Origin of the sequence: Pantoea sp. GM01 (genome assembly GCF_000282675.1) — a bacterium.
Lineage (GTDB): Bacteria > Pseudomonadota > Gammaproteobacteria > Enterobacterales > Enterobacteriaceae > Pantoea > Pantoea nemavictus.
On record NZ_AKIU01000038.1, the window covers coordinates 45133 to 66614 of the forward strand.

Genomic DNA, 21482 nt, shown 5'->3' on the forward strand with positions numbered 1-21482 from the left:
GTTGCCGCCATACGCGGTAGACTGCTCAAACACAGAACTGTTATGCGCGGTACGTATGAACACGGTTTCCAGCGTTGATCGCATCGAACTGATGCAGACCTTTATCCGCATCGTCGAGAGTGGATCGCTTTCGGCAGCAGCAAGCCAGCTTGGCACCACGCAGCCCACCATCAGCCGTCGGCTGCAGGCACTTGAGCAGCGGCTCGGTCTCAAACTGATTATGCGCACCACGCATGCGCTGAAGCTCACCGATGATGGCGAGCGCTGCTATGCGCAGGCGCGTCAGCTGGTGGCGACCTGGCATGCGCTGGAAGATGATCTGACCGGGGCCAGCGACGATCCGATTGGCACCCTGCGCGTGCGCGCACCGCACGCCTTTGGTCAGGATCAGCTGATTGAGCCGCTGATTGATTATCTGCACCGCTACCCGCGCTTAACGGTAGAGTGGATGCTGAATGACCGCACGCCGGACTTTATCAGCGAAAACATCGATTGCGCGATCCAGGTCGGTGCGCCGAGCGACTCATCCATCGTGGCGATATTGCTGGCTGAAGTGCCGCGCTTTGTGGTGGCTGCGCCATCGCTGCTGGCGGCCTATCCGCCGGTGACCGAAGTAACGCAGCTCAACAACCTGCCGTGGCTGGCGTTGACCAGTTTTTATCGTAACGAAATCGCCTTACAGCGTATCAGCGACGGCCAGCCGGTGAATCTGGCGATTGCGCCTCGTCTCGCCAGCGACAGTTTGTACGCGGTGCGCAAAGCCGCCGTGGCGGGGATGGGCGCAGCAGTAGTGTCATCCTGGGTGGTGCAGGAAGATTTGGCTAAAGGGGATCTGATTCAGTTAATGCCGGAGTGGCAAGCGCCACCGCTGCCGGTGTGGCTGACTTATCCGTGGGCCAGCTATTATCCGGCACGACTACGGCAGTTTTTCGAAATGATTCGTGAAGTGATGCCTAAGCTGGCGGGCGCGCAGCCAGCAACGCGGTAGCGGTTTTTCCCTCACCCCAGCCCTCTCCCGCAAGCGGGCGAGGGGGCGGACCGTGCATCAATCGGTTCCCTCTCCCACCTGTGGGAGAGGGTTAGGGTAAGTGAACAGCGCACACCACCCTACATCTTCGCAGCGTTCTTATCCGCCTTCGACATATTATCCAGCCAGCCCATTACAAACGCCGACAGCACAAACGTCAGGTGGATAATCACGTACCACATCAGCTTTTCGTTTTCGACGTTGCGGGCGTCCATAAAGATGCGCAGCAGGTGAATTGACGAAATCGCCACAATCGAGGCCGCGACTTTGTTTTTCAACGAGCCGGAGTCCATTTTACCGAGCCAGCTCAGCTTCTCTCTGTGCTCATCAATATCCAGCTTGGAGACAAAGTTCTCGTAGCCCGAGAGCATCACCATCACCAGCAAGCCGCCGACCAGCGTCATATCCACCAGCGACAGCAGCAGCAGAATCAGATCGTTTTCGGCAATGCTGAAAACGTGCGGCAACAGGTGAAAAATCTCCTGAAAGAATTTGATAGTCAGCGCCAGCAGGCCCAACGAAAGTCCCATGTAAACCGGAGCCAGCAGCCAGCGCGATGAATACATCAGGTTTTCGATAAAACGTTCCATAAGTTCCCATTAATCAACAGACAAGTGGGCGAGTATAACCGAACTTATGTGAAGTTATTTCAGCCCTTCTTCAGAAATTTCTGGCGCTGCCGGCAGCGGTAGGGACAAACGGAACACCGCGCCGCCTTCCGGTCGATTCTCCGCCCAGATGCGTCCACGGTGGGATTCAATAATGGTTTTGCCAATCGCCAATCCCAGCCCCACGCCCGGCACCGCCGACTCTTTATCGCCGCGCGCGAACTTATCAAAAATGCGCGTCAGGTTCTCCGGCGCAATACCCGGCCCGCTGTCCCACACCGCAATCTCCAGCCGATCGCGCTCGCACCAGGCGCGAATACCATGCTGCGCGGCGTTGCCCGCGTATTTCAGGCTATTTTCGACAAGATTGGTAAACACCCGCTCCAGCATGGCGCTGTCGCCTTTAATCAGCACCATCTCTGGCAAATCGAGCGTAAATTCGTGGCCTTTCAACGACGGCCCCATACTGCTCAGCGCCCCGCCGATCACCTCATCCAGCGCCACCCACTCTTCGCGCAGATTGAGTCCACCGGATTGAATGCGCGCCATATCCAGCATGTTGCTCACCAGGCGGATGGTGCTCAGCGTCTGCTCACGAATCTGATTGGCCTGGCCGACAAACTTTGACTCTTCGCTGGCCAGATCGAGCATTAGCATCTCCGCCTGACCAAACAGCACCGTCAGTGGCGTACGCAGATCGTGTGACAGCGCTGACAGCAGCGCATTACGCAGCTGCTCGCGCTCGGCGGCAAGGCGCGATGCCGCTTCACTGTGCGACAGCGCCATACGTTCCAGCGCGTTGGCGATCAGCACGGTGAAGGTTTCCAGCAGGCGCTGCTGCTCGGGGATCATCAGCTGGCGCAGGTTTTCCGGTTCAACCACCAGCAAACCGCGACAGTGATGGCCGCTTTTCAGTGGCAGAATCTGGTAAGGCACCGCCGGTAAGGTATCGGTGCCGGCGCCCGCTGGCTGGCCTTTGCTGTAGCTCCATTTGGCGATGGCGAGATCCGGCGGCGTGCCCATTGCGCTATCGCCAATAGTTTGCAGCTCGCCCTGCTCATCGGGCAGCAGCAGCAAACTGCGCGCCTGCAGGGTGACATCAATGATGCGCTGGCTGGTGGTGGCGATATCCTGCGGCGTGAGGTCGCTGCCGAGGGCTTTCGCCATCTCATACAGATGGCGCGCACGCTGTTCGCGATAGCGCGCCACTTTGGCTTGGTAGCGCACGCCCGCCGTCAGATTCCCGACAATCACCCCCACCGCCAGCATCACCGCAAAGGTCACCAGATACTGCAAATCCGACACCGCCACGGTGCCGGTCGGCGCGACGAAAAACAGGTCGAAGGCAATGATGTTGATCACCGTGGCGAACACCGACGGCCAGCGACCATAGCGCAGCGCCACCAACACCACCGCCAGCAGATAAATCATCACGCTGTTAGCCGGATCAAACGCCACCAGCAGCCAGCGGCCCACCGTCGTGACCAAAATACACAGCAGCAGCGCCATCAAACAGCCGCGCAGATAGAGCCGCCATTTTTCGCTGCTACCGCGCTGGCCGCTGAGCGGATGCGGCGCGTCGCGCACCGGTTCATCCAGAGCGACCACCAGTAAATCAACATCCGGGCCGAGTTCGCCCAGACGCTGGGCAAAACTGTCGCGCCGCCAGCGCCGCTGTGGCTGCCGTCCAATGACGATTTTGCCGAGATTGTGTTCGCGCGCATAGCGCAACACCGCACGCGCTTCATCAGGATCGGAGAGCGTGGCGGTTTCCGCGCCGAGCTCCTGCGCCAGCTGCAGCGTGCGCAGAATGGCACGACGCCGTGCTTCCGGCAGGCGATTCAGGCGCGGCGTTTCCACATACACCGCGTGCCATGCGCTGCCGAGCCGTGCCGCCAATCGCGCGGCGGTGCGGACCAGCTTTTCGCTGCCGGTATCATCACCAATGCACAGCAGAATGGCATCGCGCGTGTGCCACACTTTGTCGCGCCCCTGCTGGTCGCGCCAGGCGCGCATCTGGTCATCCACGCGATCGGCGGTACGACGCAGCGCCAGCTCGCGTAGCGCGAACAGATTGCCTTTGCGGAAGAAGTTTTCGATGGCGCGTTCGGCGCGATCGCCGACGTAGACTTTGCCCTCTTTCAGCCGCTGACGCAGATCGTCCGGCGGCAGATCCACCAGCACCACTTCGTCGGCGCTATCGAAGAAGGGATCGGGCACGGTTTCACGTACCTGGATGCCGGTGACGCCGCCGACCACATCATTCAGGCTTTCCAGATGCTGCACGTTAACGGTAGTGATGACGTCAATGCCCGCCTCGAGCAACTCCTCAATATCCTGCCAGCGTTTCGGATGGCGCGAACCCTGCACGTTGGTGTGCGCCAGCTCATCCATCAGAATCACCGCCGGATGGCGCGCCAGCGCGGCATCAAGATCGAATTCAGCATGGCGCGAACGCCCGGAGGTACGACGTGGCAACACCGCCAGCCCGTTAATCAGCGCGGCGGTCTCTTCACGGCCGTGGGTTTCCACCACGCCGGCTAACACGTCGAGCCCCTGCGCGCGCAGACGCTGCGCCTCCTGCAGCATGGCGAAGGTTTTTCCCACGCCCGCGCAGGCGCCGAAGTAGATTTTCAGTTTACCGCGATGGCTGTCGCTATGATTGAGCAGCAGAGCATCGGGATCGGGGCGGGAAATGTCGTCGTTCATCGATCGTCCATTGTAAAAACCGCGCGATAAATCGCCTATATTTGCAGGTGCGCATGAATGCGCACCCTACGAAAATCTCGCAAAATTAGCGTAGGGTCGCCATTCATGGCGACCGGTTTTTATTGCAAATCATCCAGCGCCAGATTCAGGCGCAGCACGTTTACCGTCTCTTCGCCAATAAACGGCAACAGCGGGCGCTCGGTGTGGCGAGCAATCAATGCTTCCACATCCTTCAACGCCATGTTGCGCGCGGCGGCAATGCGCGGCGCTTGCCACAAGGCGGCTTCGGGCGAAATATCCGGATCCAGGCCACTCGCCGACGCGGTCACTAACTCTACCGGCACCGCTTTGGGCGCCTGCGGATTGGCCGCACGCAGCGCGGCGACGCGCTCCGCCACCGCTTTATCCAGCGCCGGATTGCTGCCCGCCAGATTGCTGCCGCTCGAGGCAAGCGCATTATAAGGCGCATCACCGGTGGCGGAAGGACGCCCCCAAAAGTGGCCCGGCTGAGTAAACACCTGCCCCATCTGCTCGGAGCCGCGCACCGCGCCATCCTGCTCAATCAGCGAACCGTTGGCCTGCGCCGGAAACCACCACTGGGCCAGACCGGTGGTCAGCAGCGGATAGACTGCGCCGGTGAGCAACGTAAGCACCATTAACAATACAATAGCCGGACGTAACTGACTCATTTCTCTTCTCCTCAAGCCAGACCAAGCAGCGTCAGCAGCAGGTCGATAGCTTTAATCCCGATAAACGGCACCACTAAACCGCCCGCGCCATAAATCCACAGGTTGCGACGCAGCAGCGCCGCAGCGCTTAACGGACGATAACTCACGCCTTTCAGCGCCAGCGGAATCAGGAACACAATCACCAGCGCGTTGAAAATCACCGCCGACAGAATCGCCGAATTGGGCGAATGCAGCCCCATCACGTTCAGCATATTGAGCTGCGGATAGGTGGCGGCAAACGCGGCCGGAATAATGGCGAAATACTTCGCCACGTCGTTGGCGATACTGAAGGTGGTGAGCGAACCGCGCGTCATCAGCATCTGTTTACCGATGTGCACCACTTCCAGCAGTTTGGTCGGGTTGGAGTCGAGGTCGACCATGTTGCCGGCCTCTTTCGCCGCCTGGGTTCCCGAGTTCATTGCCACCGCCACGTCGGCCTGCGCCAGCGCCGGGGCGTCGTTGGTGCCGTCACCGGTCATCGCCACTAAGCGTCCTTCGGCCTGATACTGGCGAATCAGCGCCAGCTTGGCTTCCGGCGTGGCTTCCGACAGGAAATCATCGACGCCCGCTTCGGCCGCAATCGCCGCCGCAGTTAATGGGTTATCACCGGTAATCATCACCGTTTTGATGCCCATCTTGCGCAGCTCGGCAAAGCGCTCTTTGATGCCGCCTTTAACGATATCTTTCAGCGCCACCACGCCCAGCACCTGCGCGCCTTCGGCTACCACCAGCGGTGTGCCGCCAGCACGCGCCACCTCTTCAACTGCAGCGTTCACTTCCATTGGGAAGCGGCCATGATTGGCTTCAATGTGGCGACGCACCGCATCGACCGCGCCTTTGCGGATCAGCCGATCCTGCACGTTCACACCGCTCATGCGCGTTTGCGCCGAGAATGGAATAAAGCTGGCACCCATGCTGCTCAGGTCGCGTTCGCGCAGGTTAAATTTCTGCTTCGCCAATACCACGATGCTGCGTCCTTCCGGCGTCTCATCGGCCAGCGATGCCAGCTGCGCCGCATCGGCCAACTGCTGCTCGCTGACGCCCGGCGCGGGCAAGAACTGCGTCGCCTGACGGTTACCGAGCGTGATGGTGCCGGTTTTATCCAGCATCAGCACATCGACGTCACCCGCCGCTTCCACCGCACGGCCGCTGGTGGCGATAACGTTGGCGCCGAGCATACGGCTCATCCCCGCCACACCGATGGCCGACAGCAGGCCGCCGATGGTGGTCGGAATCAGACACACCAGCAGCGCCACCAGCACCGTGATGCTCACTGGCGTGCCGCCATAAGCGGAGAACGGCCACAGCGTAACGGTTGCCAGCAGGAAGACGATCGTCAGCGACACCAGCAGAATGGTCAGCGCCACTTCGTTCGGCGTTTTACGGCGTTTGGCGCCTTCCACCATCGCAATCATGCGGTCGAGGAAGGTTTCACCCGGATTGACGCTGCACTGCACCACCAGCCAGTCAGAGAGAATGCGCGTACCGCCGGTTACCGATGAGAAATCCCCACCCGATTCACGGATCACTGGTGCGGATTCACCGGTAATCGCGCTCTCATCCACCGATGCGCCGCCCTCCAGTACTTCGCCGTCGCAGGGGATGATGTCGCCGGCTTCCACCAGCACCACATCGCCCTTGCGCAGCGTATCGGCGGCCACGTTATGCCACGCTGCGCCGTAGCGCGCTTCCGCCAGTTTTTTCGCATCGCTGGTTTTGCTGATGCCTTTCAGGCTGTTGGCCTGCGCCTTACTGCGCCCTTCCGCCAGCGCTTCGGCGAAGTTGGCAAACAGCACGGTAAACCACAGCCAGATGGCGACGCTGGCGGTAAAGCCCGCGCTGCCGCTGAGCGAGCCGGTTGCCATGCCGACCGCCAATACCGAGGTCAGCACGCTGCCGATCCACACCAAAAACATCACTGGATTGCGGAACTGCACGCGCGGATCGAGTTTTTTCAGCGCATCCAGCATGGCAACGCGAGTGAGCGCCGCATCAAACAGCGCCAGTTGTTGACGACTCATGATTCCGTTATCCCTGAATTAATTGCAGATGTTCCGCGACCGGGCCAAGTGCCAGCGCGGGGATGAACGTCAATGCGCCCACCAGCAAGACGGTGCCAATCAGCAGCGCGATAAACAGCGGGCCGTGCGTTGGCAGCGTGCCGTTGCCCACCGGCTGAATTTTCTTCGCCGCCAGCGAACCGGCAATCGCCAGCACCGGAATGATGATGCCGAAACGCCCCACCAACATGATCGAGCCCAGCAGCAGGTTCCAGAACGGCGTGTTGGCGCTGAGTCCCGCAAAGGCGCTGCCGTTGTTGTTGGCCGCCGATGACACCGCGTACAGCACTTCGCTAAAGCCATGAATACCCGGATTGGCCATGCCCGCGCGTCCGGCGTCGGTCATCATTGCCAGCGCGCTCCCGAGCAGCACCAGCGTTGGCGTCACCAGAATCGCCAGCGCGGTCATCTTCATCTCCCACACGTCGATCTTTTTGCCCATGTATTCCGGCGTGCGACCGATCATCAACCCGGCGATAAACACGCCGAGCAGCACGAACAGCAGCATGCCGTACAGGCCCGCACCGACGCCGCCAAACACCACTTCGCCTAGCTGCATCAACCACATCGGCACCATGCCGCCAAGCGCCGTAAAGGAGTCATGCATCGCGTTGACCGCTCCGCACGACGCGGCGGTGGTGATCACCGCGAACAGGCTGGAGTTGAGAATGCCGAAGCGCGTCTCCTTGCCTTCCATGTTGATGGCGCTGTCCGCGCCAAGCGCGAGAAAGTGCGGATTACCGCGCAGTTCGGCCCACATCACGGTGATCACCGCGAGCACGAACATGATGGTCATCGCCCACAGCAGCATGTGGCCCTGACGACGATCGCCAAGATGCTGACCAAAGGTGAAACAGAGCGCCGCTGGAATCAGGAAGATGCTCAGCATCTGCACGAAGTTAGTCAGCGCCGTCGGGTTTTCGAACGGATGCGCTGAGTTAACGTTGAAGAAACCGCCGCCGTTGGTGCCAAGCATTTTGATCGCTTCCTGCGACGCCACCGGACCGAGCGGCAGCGTCTGCCGCGCCCCTTCCAGCGTGGTGAGCGCGTGGTAAGGTTCGAAGGTTTGAATGCTGCCCTGGCTGACGAAGAACAGCGCCATCGCTAAGCTGATCGGCAGCAGCACGTAAACGGTGATACGCGTCAGGTCGCGCCAGGCGTTGCCGAGCGTCGCCAGCGAACGGTTAGCGAAACCACGAATCAGCGCAAACGCCACCGCGATACCGGTCGCCGCCGACAGGAAGTTCTGCACCGTCAGGCCCGCCATCTGACTGAAATAGCTCAGCGTGCTTTCGCCCGCGTAGGATTGCCAGTTGGTGTTAGTGACAAAGCTGATGGCGGTATTGAGCGCCAAATCCCAACTCAGATTGGGCAGATGCTGCGGGTTAAGCGGCAGCGCCGCCTGCGACATCAACATCAGCAGCAACACAGCAAAACCGAGTGCGTTAAATAGCAGAATCGCCAGCAGATAGTGCGGCCAGCGCATGGCGGCGCCATCCGCACCGGCCAGCCGCCACAGCGCGCGTTCGGTGCGCGGCAGCAGCGGCTTGTCGGCGACAAAGTGCGCGAGGAGACGTCCCAGCGGTTGTGCCAGCACCATCAGCACCAGCAGGAACACCGCAATCAGCAAGAATGCATTCGCAGCCATCAGAACGCCTCCGCATTAAGCAGGGCATAAATCAGGTAGCCCAGAAGAACAAATACCAGCACGATGCCGGCAATCACGCCCACGCTCACAGCAACCTCCAGAGGATTTGGTAGTGCTGCAAGCATGCGCGGCGCGGCATAAAGAAGAGGTAAAAAGGCGGGAATCAGGCGTAAATAAAGTATAAAAATGGTGCGAAATTAAGCGGTTTCCAGTGCCCAGATGCGATTCAAATCGATGTTCTGCCACAAACCGCTGTCTTCCGCGCCGGTGATGCTGTCGGTGCAGAAGCTGTCGCCGAGATCGAGCTCCTCCGGTTTAACCTCGCGCTGGGCGTGCAAAGACCAGAACACGTGCACTTTGGGTTTCAGCAGCGATTTCTCTCCGGCCTGCACCACCAGCGCTACGCGCCCGGAAGCCAGACGTACCAGCGATCCCACCGGATAAATGCCGATAGTGCGTACAAAAGCGTGCAGCAGCGAGTTGTCGAAGTGACCGCGCCAGCTCAGCATGTTGTGCATCGCCTCAGCAGGCGTCCAGCCTTTGCGATACGGCCGATTCGAGGTCACGGCATCGTAGACGTCACACACCGACGCCATACGCGCATACAGCGAGATTTCGTCCCCTTTCAGGCCGTGCGGATAGCCGTTGCCGTCATACTTTTCATGATGATGCAGCGCAATATCCAGCAGATCTTCGCCGGCATCGGCTTCCATCAGCATCTGCGCGCCAACAATTGGGTGCTGCCGCATCACGGTGAACTCTTCATCGCTCAGCTTGCCGGGCTTGTTGAGAATCTCCAGCGGTACCGCCGCTTTACCGACATCGTGCAGCAAGCCGCCCATACCGACGCGACGCAGCTGGTGCTCATCAAGGCCCATTTTTTTGCCGAGCGAAATCATCAAGCCGCACACCGCCATCGAGTGCAGGTAAGTGTAATCGTCGTGATTTTTCAGCCGCGCCACGCTGAGAAGCGCCGTCGGTTCGCGGGTGATCGAACCGGCAATTTGATCGACCAGATCAAGGGTGTAATCGAGGTCGAGGCCTTGCCCCATGCGCGCCTCGTTAAACATCGCCAGCACCTGCGGTTTACCCTGATTGAAGATGCTCTGCGCCTGATCCATCTCCTGAAAAAAAGGCGTTTGCGGAATATCTTTTTTTGGCACCGGCGCCACCGGCGCCTGAACCGATTTGTCGAGATCGATCCACAGTTGCAGGATCCCTTCATTGCGGATCATCGCGATCTGGCGTTTATCAGTGATCAGCATTTGGTTGCGAATACGCTTATCTTTGACCCACCAAACCTCCAGTTTGTGGATAAACATTCCCTGCCGCAGTTCGTCAACGTTAATCAGCTTTATCACGATATCGCTCCTTAATATCAGTGGGTGGTAAGGAGATATCGGCAGCTGAGCAAAAAATCTTCAGAGTGGATTTGTGCGATCGGGGAGGATTGTGAAATGGGTGCGCATCGATGCGCACCCTACGGGAACAATGTTTACGCCACCGCGGCAGCGCGCTGCGCTAAAAAGACATTCAACGGCGTTACGCGGCTCAATTCTTCCTGAGTTCTGGCATCGTTTTCCACTTCCCATAGATCCAGATGGCGCTGCAAATTCAGCCACAAGTCGACAGAGGTATCGAAAACAGCTGCCAGACGATACGCCATTTCGGTGGTCAGTTTTCGGTTGTTATTGACTAACGCGCTGACGGTATTGCGGTGCACATTCAGCATTTCTGCAAGGTCATTCACCTTGAGGTTAAGCGGCTCAAGAAATTCGTACTGCAGAACATCGCCAACGCTGGTCGGTTTACGCATCGCCTGTTTCATGGTTGTTTCTCTTTAACTGTTAGTACTTTGCCACAAGTGGCTGCTAGCGGTGTTTACGGTAAGTATGTGGGTCAAGATAAAGATCTCTTGCCTCGCCATTCGTCCATTGAAAAATGAGTCGATACTGCTCATTGATCCGAATTGAGTAGTAACCGAGCAGCGGAGGTTTCAATGCCTCAAAGCGATTACCCGGTGGTGATCGCAAATCATGATGCGATGTTGCCGCATGGATGATGTCGAGTTTGCGCGCCAGTGCAGACTCTATAATGACCGGAATATGCTTATGCGGCGTTGCATAAACAAAAAATAAATGCAGCCAATCATCCCTGAAACTGTGAATTGAACCCTTCATTTGCCGCCGTACCAAGGTGTAAACATGGCAGGCAATTTATTGCACTTACGCACTGTGCTCAAGTGCAACATTTAACATCATAGCGAATTTCAGATCGAGATTCCAAAAAATAATCAGAAGTCATTAAACCGCTTTAACGCCGCTCTCTTTCGCCCGGTTTTGATAAGCGTCTGCGGAATTATGCTCCTCGCCAACACGCTCTATCGGCCCCATCACCAGCAGGAACAACAGTGCGGCGACCACACAGTGCGCACCGACGAATACCAACCCGATGCTGTAGCTGCCGGTTAGGCCGACGATGATGCCGAACAGCAGCGGCGTGATGAAACCAGCCATATTGCCGATGCCGTTAAATATCGATCCCGCCAGACCAACCGCCTCTTTCGGCGCGGTATCGCTGACAATTGTCCAGGTGCCCGCGCCCGCCGCCACGCCTTTGCCAAAGAAGGCGAATGACATGATGGCGATAATACCGACGTTGCTGGGAATGACCGCCGCCAGAATCAGCGACGCTGCCATCAACATGCCGACGATATACGGCGTTTTGCGCGCCCACGACAGGCTCCAGCCGTTCGCCAGCAGTTTGTCAGAGATATAGCCGCCGCTGATGCCGCCGAGGAAGCCGAACAGCGCCGGCGCGATGGTGGCGAAGCCGGCATCCAGAATGTTCATGCCGCGCGCCTGCACCAGATAGATCGGGAACCAGGTAATAAAGAAGTAGCTCAGCGCAATGGTGCAATATTGTCCGATATAGGCGCACCACAGCATGCGGTTGCTCAGCAGCTTTTTAAACATCGCTTTGCTCAGCGGCGGGCGGGCTTTTAAGGTGTGCGCCTCATCAATATCAACCAGCGCGCCACCCTGCTCGATATAGCGCAGCTCGGCATCCGAAACCTGCGGATGGTGGCGCGGACTGCGCATAAAGCCCATCCAGACAAATACCGCCAGCACACCAATGCCGCCCAGCACGAAGAACGGCCATTCCCAGCCAAAGCGCGACACCAGCCAGCCGGAGAGCGGCGAGAAGATAGCCACGGCAAAATATTGCGCTGAGGCGAAGAGTGAAGAGGCGCGGCCCCTTTCGGCGCTCGGGAACCACATGATCACCGCGCGCGCATTGGCGGGAAAACTCGGCGCTTCAATCAAACCCAACGCGAAACGCAGCGCAAACATCAGCATCAGCGCCATGGTCATGCCGCTGGAGAACTCGCCGACAAAGCCCATCAGCAGCGTGGCGATCGACCACAGCGCCAGCGTCACGCCATAGACCTTTTTGGTGCCGAAGCGATCAAGAAACAGGCCGCCGGGGATCTGGCCGATCACGTAGGCCCAGCTAAACGCTGAGAGGATCAGGCCAAGCTGGATCGCCGAAAGTCCAAACTCCTCTTTGATCGCCGATCCGGAGATCGACAGGATCGAACGGTCGGCGTACGCCACCACGGAAAGAAACAGGATCAAACATAAGATCCCGACGCGTACGTGGCTGTTCTGCCTGCGATTATTGGCTTGTTGCATAGGCTGAATTCCTCAATTGAAGCGCGCGATGTCTTGCCGGCATACCGCTTTATTTCCCATGTTCAGCAACTATAGAGAGCCGGTTCAGCCGCGGTCATTGTGCGAATGGAGGAATCGCGCGGGCAAAATGGCGTCGGATTTGGCATCTGCCACAAAGTGAGGTGCGGCGCCGCACAGAACCTTAAAAAACAGCGTGCTGTTGCACGGGAATGTGCGCTAACGCCAGGAAAATAGTTCGCATCAAAACTATGAGCGCGCAAAGAGATGGCGCACCCGAGATCAAAGTGTGCGCTTAGCAGCAAAATCCATCCATGACGATTGTCAGCCTTCGGGCGGACTCGTAGTCTGAAATGATTTCATTGAGCCATTTTCATCATCAATGGAACATTTATTCTAATAACAAGCTTACTCTGGAGTCTGCGATGAAAACCCTCAAGGCAATAGTGTTACTCGGCCTGCTCACTACTTCAGCCTCGGCGCTGGCGGAAAAAATTGGCGTATCAATGGCCTACTTCGATCAGAACTTCCTGACGATTATTCGCCAGTCGATTGATAAAGAAGCCAAAGCGCGCGGACTCGACATTCAGTTTGAAGATGCACGCGGTGACGTTGGCCGCCAAACCGATCAGGTGCAGAGTTTTATCGGTTCAGGTGTGGACGCCATCATCGTCGATCCGGTGGATTCCGCCAGCACGCCGCAGCTGACCAAACTGGCGCAGCAGGCCAAAATTCCGCTGGTGTACGTTAACCGCACGCCGGGTGATAAATCGCTGCCGCCAGGCGTGGTGTTTGTCGGTTCCGACGAGCGTGAATCCGGCACCTTACAGATGGAAGCGCTGGCAAAAATGGCCAATTACCAAGGCAACGTGGCGATCATGATCGGTAACCTATCTGATGCCGGTGCGCTGCAACGTACCAAAGACGTTGAGCAGGTGGTGGCGAAATATCCCGGCATGAAAGTGGTGCAGAAGCAGCCCGCCAACTATGCGCGTAATGAAGGCATGGATCTGATGAACAACTGGCTGGGCAACGATGAAGCGATTGATATTGTGGCGGCCAATAACGATGAGATGGCGATTGGCGCGGCAATGGCGCTCGCCAAAGGCAACAAGAAAGTGCTGGTTGGCGGCATCGATGCCACGCCAGATGGCCTGAAAGCGCTGTCGCAGGACAAAATTCAGGTCACGGTGTTCCAGGATGCGGTCGGCCAGGGCAAAGCGTCGGTGGATGTGGCGCAGAAGCTGATTAAAGGCGAGAAAGTCGATTCACACGTGTGGATCCCGTTCGAGCTGGTGACCAAAGAGAATATGCAGAAGTACGTGGATAAGAGTCAGTAACAGGTCAAATTTTCGCGATAAATCGCGCCGCTACAAAAATATGCACAACCCGTAGCGGCGCAATTTATTGCGCAAAATCAATCAGTTTTTAGTTTAGCCATCTGCACAATATCGTGATATTCCCCATCGCGCAGGCAGGCTTTGCGCTTCACGCCTTCGCGCTCGAAGCCCAATTTTTGATACAGGCCAAGCGCACGTTCGTTGTCGTGGAACACTTCCAGCTCGATGCGCATAATCCCCAGCCAGTTGTAAGCGTAATCGATAGCGTTACGAATCAGCTTTTCGCCAATGCCGCGTCCGCCAAAGGCCGGATCGACGCCGATACCAAAACTGATGCTGTGGCGGGTACGCGGGCGCTGTTCCACAAATAGCGTCAGCTCGCCGACCATCGCGCCATCAATCTCCGCCACAAAGCCGATATACCCCAGCTCATCCATCTTCTCGAACTTCTTCTGCCATGTGGCCACGCTGGGACACGGCAGCTGCGTGGTCCAGCGATACACCTCAGGATGGCTGTAAAGGCGTTGGTAGGCGGCGGCATCGCCCGGTTCGCGACCGCGAATGAGTAAATCCATGTCGGTAATCCCTTTTCACTTGCACTAAGCTGTTAACTCTCACCAATTCGGGAAGAGTGACTCTATGTTGTATCGTCGTTTTGAACGTTTTATCAATATTTTCCAGGATGCGCCAACCGATTCCCCGCCCTCCAGCGTCTGGCCATTTTACTTTTACTACCTGCGTCAGGTATGGCCGAGCTTTGTCGCCCTGCTGATTGTTGGCTTAGCGCAGGCGCTGATTGAAGTGGCGCTGTTTAGCTATCTCAGCCGCATCATTGACCTCGTTAATCACTCCACGCCCGCCACGCTGTTCAGCGATAACTGGCCGACACTGCTGTGGATGGGAGTGGTGGCACTGATTCTGCGGCCGCTGGTGATTGCCGCGCACGACATGCTGGTGCACCAAAGCATTAACCCGAGCATGACCAGCATGATCCGCTGGCAGCATCACAACTACGTGCTGCGCCAAAGCCTGAACTTCTTCCAGAACGATTTTGCCGGGCGCATCGCCCAGCGCATCATGCAAACCGGTAACTCGCTGCGGGATTCCGCGGTACAGCTGGTGGATGCGATCTGGCACGTGGTGATTTATGCGGTGACCTCGCTGGTGCTGTTCGCCGAAGCCGACTGGCGCCTGATGATTCCGCTGGTGATCTGGATTGTCGCCTACAGCGTGTCGCTGAGCTTCTTCGTGCCGCGCGTCAAGCAGCGTTCGGTGGTGTCATCGGAAGCACGCTCCAAATTGATGGGCACCATCGTCGATGGCTACACCAATATCGCCACCATCAAACTGTTCTCGCATAACGATTTGGAAAAGCGTTACGCGCGCGAGGCGATTCAGGAGCAAACCGACAAAACTCAGCATGCCAGCCGCATGGTGACCACCATGGATATCACGCTCTCTACGCTGAATGGCCTGCTGATTGTCAGCACCTCGGCGCTGGCGTTGTGGCTGTGGAGCCAGTCGCTGATCAGCGTGGGTGCGATTGCGCTGGCGACCGGTTTGGTGATCCGTCTGGTGAACATGTCCGGCTGGATCATGTGGGTAGTCAACGGCATCTTCGAAAATATCGGCATGGTGCAGGATGGCCTGAATACCATTGCCCAGCCGCTGAGCGTGCAGGATGAACCGCACGCCAAAAAGATGCAGGTGACGCGCGGCCAGATCCGCTTTGAGGATGTACGTTTCGATTACGGTGGCAGCCGCCAGGTGATTAACCGCCTCAATCTCAACATCAAGCCGGGCGAGAAGATCGGTTTGATTGGGCCATCCGGCGCCGGCAAATCCACCATGGTGAATCTGCTGCTGCGGCTGTATGACATCAACAGCGGACGCATTGTGATTGACGATCAGAACATCGCCGAAGTGACGCAAGAGAGCCTGCGCGGGCAAATCGGCATGATCACCCAGGATACCTCGCTGCTGCACCGCTCGATTCGCGACAACCTGCTGTATGGTCGTCCGGATGCGACGGAAGCGGAGCTGCAGGCGGCGATTATCCGCGCACGCGCCGACGAGTTCATTCCGCTGCTCTCCGATCCGCAAGGCCGTACCGGGCTGGATGCGCATGTTGGCGAGCGCGGCGTGAAACTGTCGGGCGGCCAGCGTCAGCGTATCGCTATCGCCCGCGTATTGCTGAAAGATGCGCCGATTCTGATCATGGATGAAGCCACCTCCGCGCTCGACTCCGAGGTAGAAGCGGCGATTCAGGAGAGTTTGGAAACGCTGATGCAGGGCAAAACGGTGATTGCCATCGCGCACCGTCTCTCTACCATCGCCAAAATGGATCGCCTGGTGGTGCTGGAGAAAGGTGAGATTGTCGAGATGGGCAATCACCGCGAACTGCTGGCACAAGGCGGCTTGTACGCGCGCCTGTGGCAGCATCAAACCGGTGGTTTTGTCGGCGCGGATTAATCGCCGCGTCGATACGGCAGGGCGTCGCGCGCCTCAAGCGCCCAGGCGTGCACGCCCTGCCGTTCCTGTAGCAGAAAATCAGCCACCGCATCCCGCAAACCCGGATGACACAGATAGTGCCAGGAATGGGTGATCTGCGGTTCAAAGCCGCGTACCAGCTTGTGCTCGCCCTGCGCACCGGCATCAAAACGCTGCAAACCTTCCGCAATGGCGAAATCCATGCCCTGATAAAAACAGGTTTCAAAATGCAGCCGATCAAACTCCGCCAGGCAGCCCCAGTAGCGGCCATACAGCGTATTGCCATCCACTAAACAGAAGGCCATCGCCGCCGGTTGGCCTTGCAGCGTCGAAATCACCACGCGAATCGAACGCGGCATCCGTTCTGCCAGCAAGCTAAAAAACTGACGCGTCAGATAGGGTCGCTGACCGCGCACCGCATAAGTGTTGGCGTAACAGGTGTAGATGAAATCCCACTGATCTTCGCGCAGCTCATCGCCGCGATACCAGGTGAAGTCGAAACCGCTGCTCATCACCTGCTCACGCTCTTTGCGCAGCTGTTTGCGTTTGCGCGACATCAGCGTGTCGAGGAAATCCTGAAAATCACGATAGCCTTTGTTGTGCCATTGATACTGCAAGCCAAGGCGCTCCAGCCAGTCCGGCTGTTGCTGCATCAACGCATTGGCGAACGGCGTGGTGAAGTTGATATGTGCGCCGCTGAGGCCATGTTCAAACAGGTGATCCGGCAGCGCGCCGAGCAGTTGCAGCACCGCGTTTTTATCGCCCAGCAGACGTCCGCCGGTCACCGGGCTGAACGGAATCGCGCCCAGCCATTTCGGATAATAAGCAATGCCAGCGCGCTGACAGGCATCCGCCCACGCATGGTCAAACACATATTCACCGCGCGAATGGCGTTTGCGATAGCCCGGCAGCGCCGCGCGCAGCGTGCCGTTCTCGCGCCACAGCAGATGCTCGGGCTGCCAGCCGTTTTCCGGCCGCACGCTGCCGCTCTGCTCTAATGTCAGAAGAAAGGCGTGGCGTAAAAAAGGTTGATCGTCAGGTAACAGCGCATCCCATTCGACAGCGGAGATCTCCGCCAGCGACGACAGATGAAGCAAAGACATTCACGGCTCCCGGCCAGATGAAAGCGAAAGTCTAGTTCAACAGGTTTTCCCGCGCGGGAAAAGGTGCAGCGCACTGAATGCGTAGTCGCGGGGCTATCTGGCAAAAGTACGTGCTTCACACCGTTCAACTGATTCCAAAATGGAAATAATAAAAGCCGTTTTGCCCGGATTATCATGCATTCAGCAGGACTGTATGCTCTCTTCATCAACGTAGAGGAGCAAGATTATGCTGGTAAACGGTAAGTGGAGTGCAGAGTGGCATCCGGTGCAAGCCACCGACAAACAGGGCGGATTTGTGCGTCAGACTTCCAGTTTTCGTCACTGGATTACCGCAGATGGCTCCAGCGAATTTGCGGCCGAGCCGGATCGTTATCATCTTTATGTGGCGCTGATTTGTCCGTGGGCTTCACGTACGCTGCTGGCGCGCAGCCTGAAGGGGCTGAATGACGTGATTAGCGTGTCGGTGGTTGAGCCGCAGCTCGGCGCACAAGGCTGGCACTTCGGCGATTACCCCGGCGCGGATCGCGACTGGCTTAACCACGCTGAATATCTTCACGAGCTTTACACCCGCGCCGATGCCGATTTTACCGGGCGCGCCACCGTGCCGGTGCTGTGGGATAAGAAGACGCAAACCATCGTTAATAACGAATCAGCGGATATCCTGCGCATGTTGAACAGCGGCTTTGGCGCGCTGGCGGACGATCGCATCGATCTTTATCCCGAGGATCTGCGTGCAGAGATCGACGCGCTGAATGAATCGATCTATCCGCGCCTGAATAACGGCGTTTATCGCACCGGCTTCGCCACCACGCAAGTGAGCTATCAGCAGGCGTTTAACGACGTGTTCAGCCAGCTGGATGAGCTGGAGCTGCGTTTGCAGGATGGCCGCACTTTCCTGCTTGGCGAGCGCTTAACCGAAGCGGATATTCGCCTGTTCGTCACGCTGGTGCGCTTTGACGCCGCCTATCACGGCCTGTTTAAATGCAACCTGCGCCGCCTGCGCGACTATCCGCTGCTCGATCGTTATCTGAAGAGTATGCTGTCGGTCTCTGGTGTGCGTCAGACGGTGAATATCGACCATATCAAGCAGGGCTATTATTCGATTAAAGCGCTGAATCCCAACGGCATTGTGCCGGCTGGCCCGGATCTGGCGGCCTACGGTTTATAAGGAGCAGTGCGATGGCAAAAGCGTTAGTGATTTTTTTACACGGTGTCGGCAGTAACGGCGACGATCTGGCGGTACTCGGTGAGCATTGGGCGCGTCTGCTGCCGGATGTGGCATTTGCCTCGCCAAATGCGCCCTTTCCGTTTGAACATGCGATGGGTTATCAGTGGTTTAGCCTGACCGGCATCACGCCGGAAAACCGTCCGGCGCGGGTGCGCGAAGCACGCGCCGCCTTTGATGACACACTGCAGCAGCTGATGGCGCAACACGACATGGCGGACGCGTGGGACAAAGTGATTCTGGTGGGCTTTTCGCAGGGTTCGATTATGGCATTGGATGCGCTGGCCTCTGGCCGTTATCCGCTGGCGGGCGTGGTGGCATTTTCCGGTCGTCTGGCGTTTGAAGGCGCTTTAACGCCGCAGCCGTATACGCCCGCGCTGCTGATTCACGGCAAAGCCGATGATGTGATTCCGTTTAGCGAAAGCGAATCGGCGTTGCAGCGTTTGCAACAGGCGGGCGTGACGGTGGAAGCGCGTTATGAAGCCGCGACCGGCCACACCATTTCATCGCAGGGCGCGATGGATGCAGCCGGTTTTATCGCCCAATGTTTGCAGGATTAAGGCCAGTAACGGTTTAATGCCTGCCACGCCTTGTGCGCAGCCACATCTGCTGGCTGCGCTTTCAGCTCATCATTGAATACTTCAATGCCGACCGGACCGCTATAGCCGGCACTTTTCAGCTTATCGACAAAGCGTTCCACTTCGATGATGCCATCGCCCGGCAACAGGCGTTGATGACGCGCATACTCGCTGAGCGGCTGCTTCTCCTGCGGCGGCATCTCTGCCATGTCGCACAGCTGCACTTCATAGATGCGATCGGCTGGAATGCCATCCAGCTGTGACGCATCGCCACCCAACGCACAGATGTGGAACAGATCGACCACCAGCCCAATATTCGGCTGATCCAGCCGCTGCAGCCGTTCCCACGCCAGCGGCAGCGTGTTATCTACGCTGCACCATGCCATCGGCTCATACATGATGCGCATATTGAAGCGCGCCGCTTCCGACGCCAGCCAACGCAAATCTTCATCAATTCGCGCCGCCACGCAATCTTCGCGCGTGCTGGCGGGTGCCTGAATGGTGTCGCAGCCGATATTTTGGGCAATCTTGATAAACTGGCGCAGCTCTTCGCGTTTTTGCTGACGTTCGCGATCCGGCGCGCCGGTGAAATCACGCAGCACCTGCACATTGGTGAAACCCAGCTGCAACTGCTTTGCGAGCTGCGGCGTACTGGCCTGCACATCTTCGCGCCAGATCTCAACCTGGTCGAAACCGGCGGCGCGTGCGGCGCGCAGCTTCTCCTCAGGTTCACCGTTTAACAACACCAGGTTAAGGAATTTGGGGTTACGGCTCATTCATTCGCTCCTTAATCGTCCGGATAATCGGTGACAAATTCTGTCCGTCACGCGGACAGAACGGCGTTCAGTATCTACCTCTTAGTGGTTATTTCAAGCGTGGCGGTTATCCCAGCAGATTTACCACGGCAAAACCGGCGAAGGTCATCAGCAGAGAACCGATAACATGCACCATGACACTCGACATCGCCCAAAGGTATTTTCCTGATTGTAGCAGTCCGACAATTTCCGCCGAAAAGGTTGAAAACGTGGTTAAACCGCCACACAAGCCGGTGACAATCAGTAATTTCCAGAAAGGGTCGATATGGGGATTACGGACAAAAAACGCCAGCGCGGCGCCAATGATAAAACCGCCCACCAGGTTCACCATCAGGGTGCCTGGCGGCAGATTGGGGAACAGCGCATTGAAACGCAATGAGATCAACCAGCGCAGCGAACAGCCCACCGCACCGCCAACGACAACCGCGAGTAACGACTTCAACATAGTGTGTAGCTCCTGAAAAGAATTACGCGCAGGGCCGCGGCAGGACAGAATAACACCTGACACACCGCCGTCTCCCGCGCAGGGATACGAGTGTTGTCAGGCGTCATCAGCCGTCTGTGACCAGAACGGCGGTTGGGGAAGGTGGCACGCCATCACCTTAGGCGGGAGATAATACGCTGGCTGGGATGGGGTGACAATATGATGCCAGTTAATGCACAAGCAAGCGTTTGAAAAGCAACTGCTGAATACTTTGGCGTTGTGATAACAGCACGTGGGCAAAAACGGTTTGTTTTTCAACTGAGAATAAAATTCGATAGCTTTCACTGCTATTGAATTCTCTATAACGCGTGACGCCAAGATCGGCTAATTCTGAACACACCGCACAACTTAAAGGAAATTGGCTCACTCGTGCTTCGAACTCATCAAGAACGCGCGCGATAATTGCGTTGTAATCATTCCCCAGGCGACGATGGAAGGCGACGATCTCTTGCAGACTCAATCGGACCGTGGATAGGTAGATGATAGTGAATGACTCTTCCTTGTGCTGCATACTTTGTCCTTAGAGATCCTCTAACAACTGTTGTCGTGTCATTCCTTTGCCAGCTGCTTTGTCCTCTTCCGACAATGCAAGCAGCTTGAGTAACGCCAGGGTTTCATCTCGCTGCTGGCGCGCTTCCCATGACTCAATAACGTAAGCAGGGTTACCGTTTTGTGTCACAAGAATTGGCTCAGAGAGATCGAGAGCAGCGGCGTTTTTTTTGATGTAGCTTATAGTTTCGATTTTCATAGACTCCTCCGAATCAGTCCAAATTTAGACTTTTTATGGATGTTACGCAATGAGTCTTTGGTTTGTTGCCGTGCACCGACTTGATGTTAAGTTGCATGCCCTATGAAAACCAAACGACTTAATCGTAGGGTCGCCATTCATGGCGTAATGCTCGTCAGTTAAGCAGCGTACTGGCATCGCAGGGGTTCCGCCCGCTAAGCATCCGGCAGTTTCAGAATGAGTGAAGC

At 57.3% G+C, this 21482-nt stretch carries 21 protein-coding genes and 1 riboswitch; of the genes, 5 read left to right on the forward strand and 16 right to left on the reverse strand.

Translation table 11 applies throughout. The annotated features are described in order from the left end of the window. The first annotated feature begins 55 nt into the window (after positions 1–55). On the forward strand, positions 56–988 hold the full coding sequence (locus tag PMI17_RS12290) for a LysR family transcriptional regulator (protein ID WP_007889936.1): 933 nt from the start codon (positions 56–58) through the stop codon (positions 986–988). Between the two features lie 119 nt (positions 989–1107). Here PMI17_RS12290 and PMI17_RS12295 read toward each other — a convergent pair whose 3' ends face one another. The 10 genes from PMI17_RS12295 to PMI17_RS12330 form a co-directional block, all read right to left on the reverse strand. Continuing rightward, positions 1108–1617 (reverse strand): TIGR00645 family protein, encoded by a 510-nt coding sequence (locus PMI17_RS12295; RefSeq protein ID WP_007889937.1) that lies wholly within the window; start codon positions 1615–1617, stop codon positions 1108–1110. 54 nt (positions 1618–1671) lie between these two features. Then, positions 1672–4344, reverse strand: coding sequence for a two-component system sensor histidine kinase KdpD (gene kdpD, locus PMI17_RS12300; protein ID WP_007889938.1), 2673 nt, complete (start codon positions 4342–4344; stop codon positions 1672–1674). A 119-nt stretch (positions 4345–4463) separates the two neighbouring features. Then, on the reverse strand, positions 4464–5033 hold the full coding sequence (gene kdpC, locus PMI17_RS12305) for a potassium-transporting ATPase subunit KdpC (protein WP_007889939.1): 570 nt from the start codon (positions 5031–5033) through the stop codon (positions 4464–4466). Positions 5034–5044: 11 nt separating this feature from the next. After that, entirely contained in the window at positions 5045–7093 is a 2049-nt protein-coding gene (gene kdpB, locus PMI17_RS12310) for a potassium-transporting ATPase subunit KdpB (RefSeq protein ID WP_007889940.1), read from the reverse strand. A gap of 7 nt (positions 7094–7100) precedes the next feature. After that, positions 7101–8780 (reverse strand): potassium-transporting ATPase subunit KdpA, encoded by a 1680-nt coding sequence (gene kdpA, locus PMI17_RS12315; protein ID WP_007889941.1) that lies wholly within the window; start codon positions 8778–8780, stop codon positions 7101–7103. Next, entirely contained in the window at positions 8780–8869 is a 90-nt protein-coding gene (kdpF, locus tag PMI17_RS24855; RefSeq protein WP_081113208.1) for a K(+)-transporting ATPase subunit F, read from the reverse strand. Before kdpF ends, kdpA begins: the two co-directional genes overlap by 1 nt. A gap of 108 nt (positions 8870–8977) precedes the next feature. After that, positions 8978–10141 carry an HD-GYP domain-containing protein gene (locus PMI17_RS12320; protein WP_007889950.1) on the reverse strand — a complete coding sequence of 388 codons (1164 nt, stop codon included), beginning with the start codon at positions 10139–10141 and terminating at the stop codon, positions 8978–8980. A 134-nt stretch (positions 10142–10275) separates the two neighbouring features. Next, a complete protein-coding gene (locus tag PMI17_RS12325; RefSeq protein ID WP_007889952.1) occupies positions 10276–10608 on the reverse strand; it encodes a HigA family addiction module antitoxin in 333 nt (110 codons plus the stop codon). A 43-nt stretch (positions 10609–10651) separates the two neighbouring features. Then, entirely contained in the window at positions 10652–10960 is a 309-nt protein-coding gene (locus PMI17_RS24860) for a type II toxin-antitoxin system RelE/ParE family toxin (protein ID WP_071531057.1), read from the reverse strand. A 123-nt stretch (positions 10961–11083) separates the two neighbouring features. Beyond that, positions 11084–12475, reverse strand: a complete 1392-nt coding sequence (locus PMI17_RS12330; RefSeq protein ID WP_007889953.1) for an MFS transporter — start codon at positions 12473–12475, stop codon at positions 11084–11086. 422 nt (positions 12476–12897) lie between these two features. On the opposite strand from PMI17_RS12330, the gene PMI17_RS12335 reads away from it, so the two are divergent. Further along, positions 12898–13812, forward strand: a complete 915-nt coding sequence (locus tag PMI17_RS12335; protein ID WP_007889954.1) for a sugar ABC transporter substrate-binding protein — start codon at positions 12898–12900, stop codon at positions 13810–13812. Positions 13813–13889: 77 nt separating this feature from the next. Here the strand turns inward: PMI17_RS12335 and PMI17_RS12340 are convergent, their stop codons facing one another. Next, positions 13890–14387 carry a GNAT family N-acetyltransferase gene (locus PMI17_RS12340; RefSeq protein WP_007889956.1) on the reverse strand — a complete coding sequence of 166 codons (498 nt, stop codon included), beginning with the start codon at positions 14385–14387 and terminating at the stop codon, positions 13890–13892. Positions 14388–14451: 64 nt separating this feature from the next. Here PMI17_RS12340 and PMI17_RS12345 point away from each other — a divergent pair, with 64 nt between their 5' ends. Next, positions 14452–16284 carry an ABC transporter ATP-binding protein gene (locus PMI17_RS12345; RefSeq protein WP_007889957.1) on the forward strand — a complete coding sequence of 611 codons (1833 nt, stop codon included), beginning with the start codon at positions 14452–14454 and terminating at the stop codon, positions 16282–16284. Here PMI17_RS12345 and PMI17_RS12350 read toward each other — a convergent pair. Next, the gene (locus tag PMI17_RS12350) at positions 16281–17405 is read right to left on the reverse strand and encodes a GNAT family N-acetyltransferase (protein ID WP_007889958.1); all 1125 of its coding nucleotides are present in this window, start codon (positions 17403–17405) and stop codon (positions 16281–16283) included. The genes PMI17_RS12345 and PMI17_RS12350 overlap by 4 nt on opposite strands. Before the next feature lie 226 nt (positions 17406–17631). Here PMI17_RS12350 and PMI17_RS12355 point away from each other — a divergent pair, with 226 nt between their 5' ends. Both PMI17_RS12355 and PMI17_RS12360 read left to right on the forward strand, forming a co-directional pair. Further along, positions 17632–18573 (forward strand): glutathione S-transferase family protein, encoded by a 942-nt coding sequence (locus PMI17_RS12355; RefSeq protein ID WP_007889959.1) that lies wholly within the window; start codon positions 17632–17634, stop codon positions 18571–18573. 11 nt (positions 18574–18584) lie between these two features. Beyond that, positions 18585–19190, forward strand: a complete 606-nt coding sequence (locus tag PMI17_RS12360) for an alpha/beta hydrolase (RefSeq protein ID WP_007889960.1) — start codon at positions 18585–18587, stop codon at positions 19188–19190. Here the strand turns inward: PMI17_RS12360 and PMI17_RS12365 are convergent. The 4 genes from PMI17_RS12365 to PMI17_RS12380 form a co-directional block, all read right to left on the reverse strand. Further along, complete coding sequence (locus PMI17_RS12365) at positions 19187–19984, reverse strand: sugar phosphate isomerase/epimerase (RefSeq protein WP_007889961.1); 798 nt, start codon at positions 19982–19984, stop codon at positions 19187–19189. The two genes, PMI17_RS12360 and PMI17_RS12365, sit on opposite strands and share 4 nt — an antisense overlap. A gap of 106 nt (positions 19985–20090) precedes the next feature. Beyond that, positions 20091–20468: a fluoride efflux transporter CrcB gene (gene crcB, locus PMI17_RS12370; protein ID WP_007889962.1), complete on the reverse strand. Its 378-nt coding sequence runs from the start codon at positions 20466–20468 to the stop codon at positions 20091–20093. Positions 20469–20558: 90 nt separating this feature from the next. Beyond that, positions 20559–20634: riboswitch (Fluoride riboswitch) on the reverse strand. A gap of 42 nt (positions 20635–20676) precedes the next feature. Then, entirely contained in the window at positions 20677–21018 is a 342-nt protein-coding gene (locus tag PMI17_RS12375) for a hypothetical protein (RefSeq protein WP_007889963.1), read from the reverse strand. 9 nt (positions 21019–21027) lie between these two features. Continuing rightward, on the reverse strand, positions 21028–21255 hold the full coding sequence (locus tag PMI17_RS12380) for a type II toxin-antitoxin system Phd/YefM family antitoxin (RefSeq protein WP_007889964.1): 228 nt from the start codon (positions 21253–21255) through the stop codon (positions 21028–21030). Between the last annotated feature and the right edge of the window lie 227 nt (positions 21256–21482).

Excerpts from the sequence above, each read along its gene's own strand:
- PMI17_RS12290 (WP_007889936.1), top strand. The coding sequence starts at position 56 with ATGAACACGGTTTCCAGCGTTGATCGCATCGAACTGATGCAGACCTTT.
- PMI17_RS12295 (WP_007889937.1), bottom strand. The coding sequence starts at position 1,617 with ATGGAACGTTTTATCGAAAACCTGATGTATTCATCGCGCTGGCTGCTG.
- kdpD (WP_007889938.1), bottom strand. The coding sequence starts at position 4,344 with ATGAACGACGACATTTCCCGCCCCGATCCCGATGCTCTGCTGCTCAAT.
- kdpC (WP_007889939.1), bottom strand. The coding sequence starts at position 5,033 with ATGAGTCAGTTACGTCCGGCTATTGTATTGTTAATGGTGCTTACGTTG.
- kdpB (WP_007889940.1), bottom strand. The coding sequence starts at position 7,093 with ATGAGTCGTCAACAACTGGCGCTGTTTGATGCGGCGCTCACTCGCGTT.
- kdpA (WP_007889941.1), bottom strand. The coding sequence starts at position 8,780 with ATGGCTGCGAATGCATTCTTGCTGATTGCGGTGTTCCTGCTGGTGCTG.
- PMI17_RS12325 (WP_007889952.1), bottom strand. The coding sequence starts at position 10,608 with ATGAAACAGGCGATGCGTAAACCGACCAGCGTTGGCGATGTTCTGCAG.
- PMI17_RS24860 (WP_071531057.1), bottom strand. The coding sequence starts at position 10,960 with ATGAAGGGTTCAATTCACAGTTTCAGGGATGATTGGCTGCATTTATTT.
- PMI17_RS12330 (WP_007889953.1), bottom strand. The coding sequence starts at position 12,475 with ATGCAACAAGCCAATAATCGCAGGCAGAACAGCCACGTACGCGTCGGG.
- PMI17_RS12335 (WP_007889954.1), top strand. The coding sequence starts at position 12,898 with ATGAAAACCCTCAAGGCAATAGTGTTACTCGGCCTGCTCACTACTTCA.
- PMI17_RS12340 (WP_007889956.1), bottom strand. The coding sequence starts at position 14,387 with ATGGATTTACTCATTCGCGGTCGCGAACCGGGCGATGCCGCCGCCTAC.
- PMI17_RS12345 (WP_007889957.1), top strand. The coding sequence starts at position 14,452 with ATGTTGTATCGTCGTTTTGAACGTTTTATCAATATTTTCCAGGATGCG.
- PMI17_RS12350 (WP_007889958.1), bottom strand. The coding sequence starts at position 17,405 with ATGTCTTTGCTTCATCTGTCGTCGCTGGCGGAGATCTCCGCTGTCGAA.
- PMI17_RS12355 (WP_007889959.1), top strand. The coding sequence starts at position 17,632 with ATGCTGGTAAACGGTAAGTGGAGTGCAGAGTGGCATCCGGTGCAAGCC.
- PMI17_RS12360 (WP_007889960.1), top strand. The coding sequence starts at position 18,585 with ATGGCAAAAGCGTTAGTGATTTTTTTACACGGTGTCGGCAGTAACGGC.
- PMI17_RS12365 (WP_007889961.1), bottom strand. The coding sequence starts at position 19,984 with ATGAGCCGTAACCCCAAATTCCTTAACCTGGTGTTGTTAAACGGTGAA.
- crcB (WP_007889962.1), bottom strand. The coding sequence starts at position 20,468 with ATGTTGAAGTCGTTACTCGCGGTTGTCGTTGGCGGTGCGGTGGGCTGT.
- PMI17_RS12375 (WP_007889963.1), bottom strand. The coding sequence starts at position 21,018 with ATGCAGCACAAGGAAGAGTCATTCACTATCATCTACCTATCCACGGTC.
- PMI17_RS12380 (WP_007889964.1), bottom strand. The coding sequence starts at position 21,255 with ATGAAAATCGAAACTATAAGCTACATCAAAAAAAACGCCGCTGCTCTC.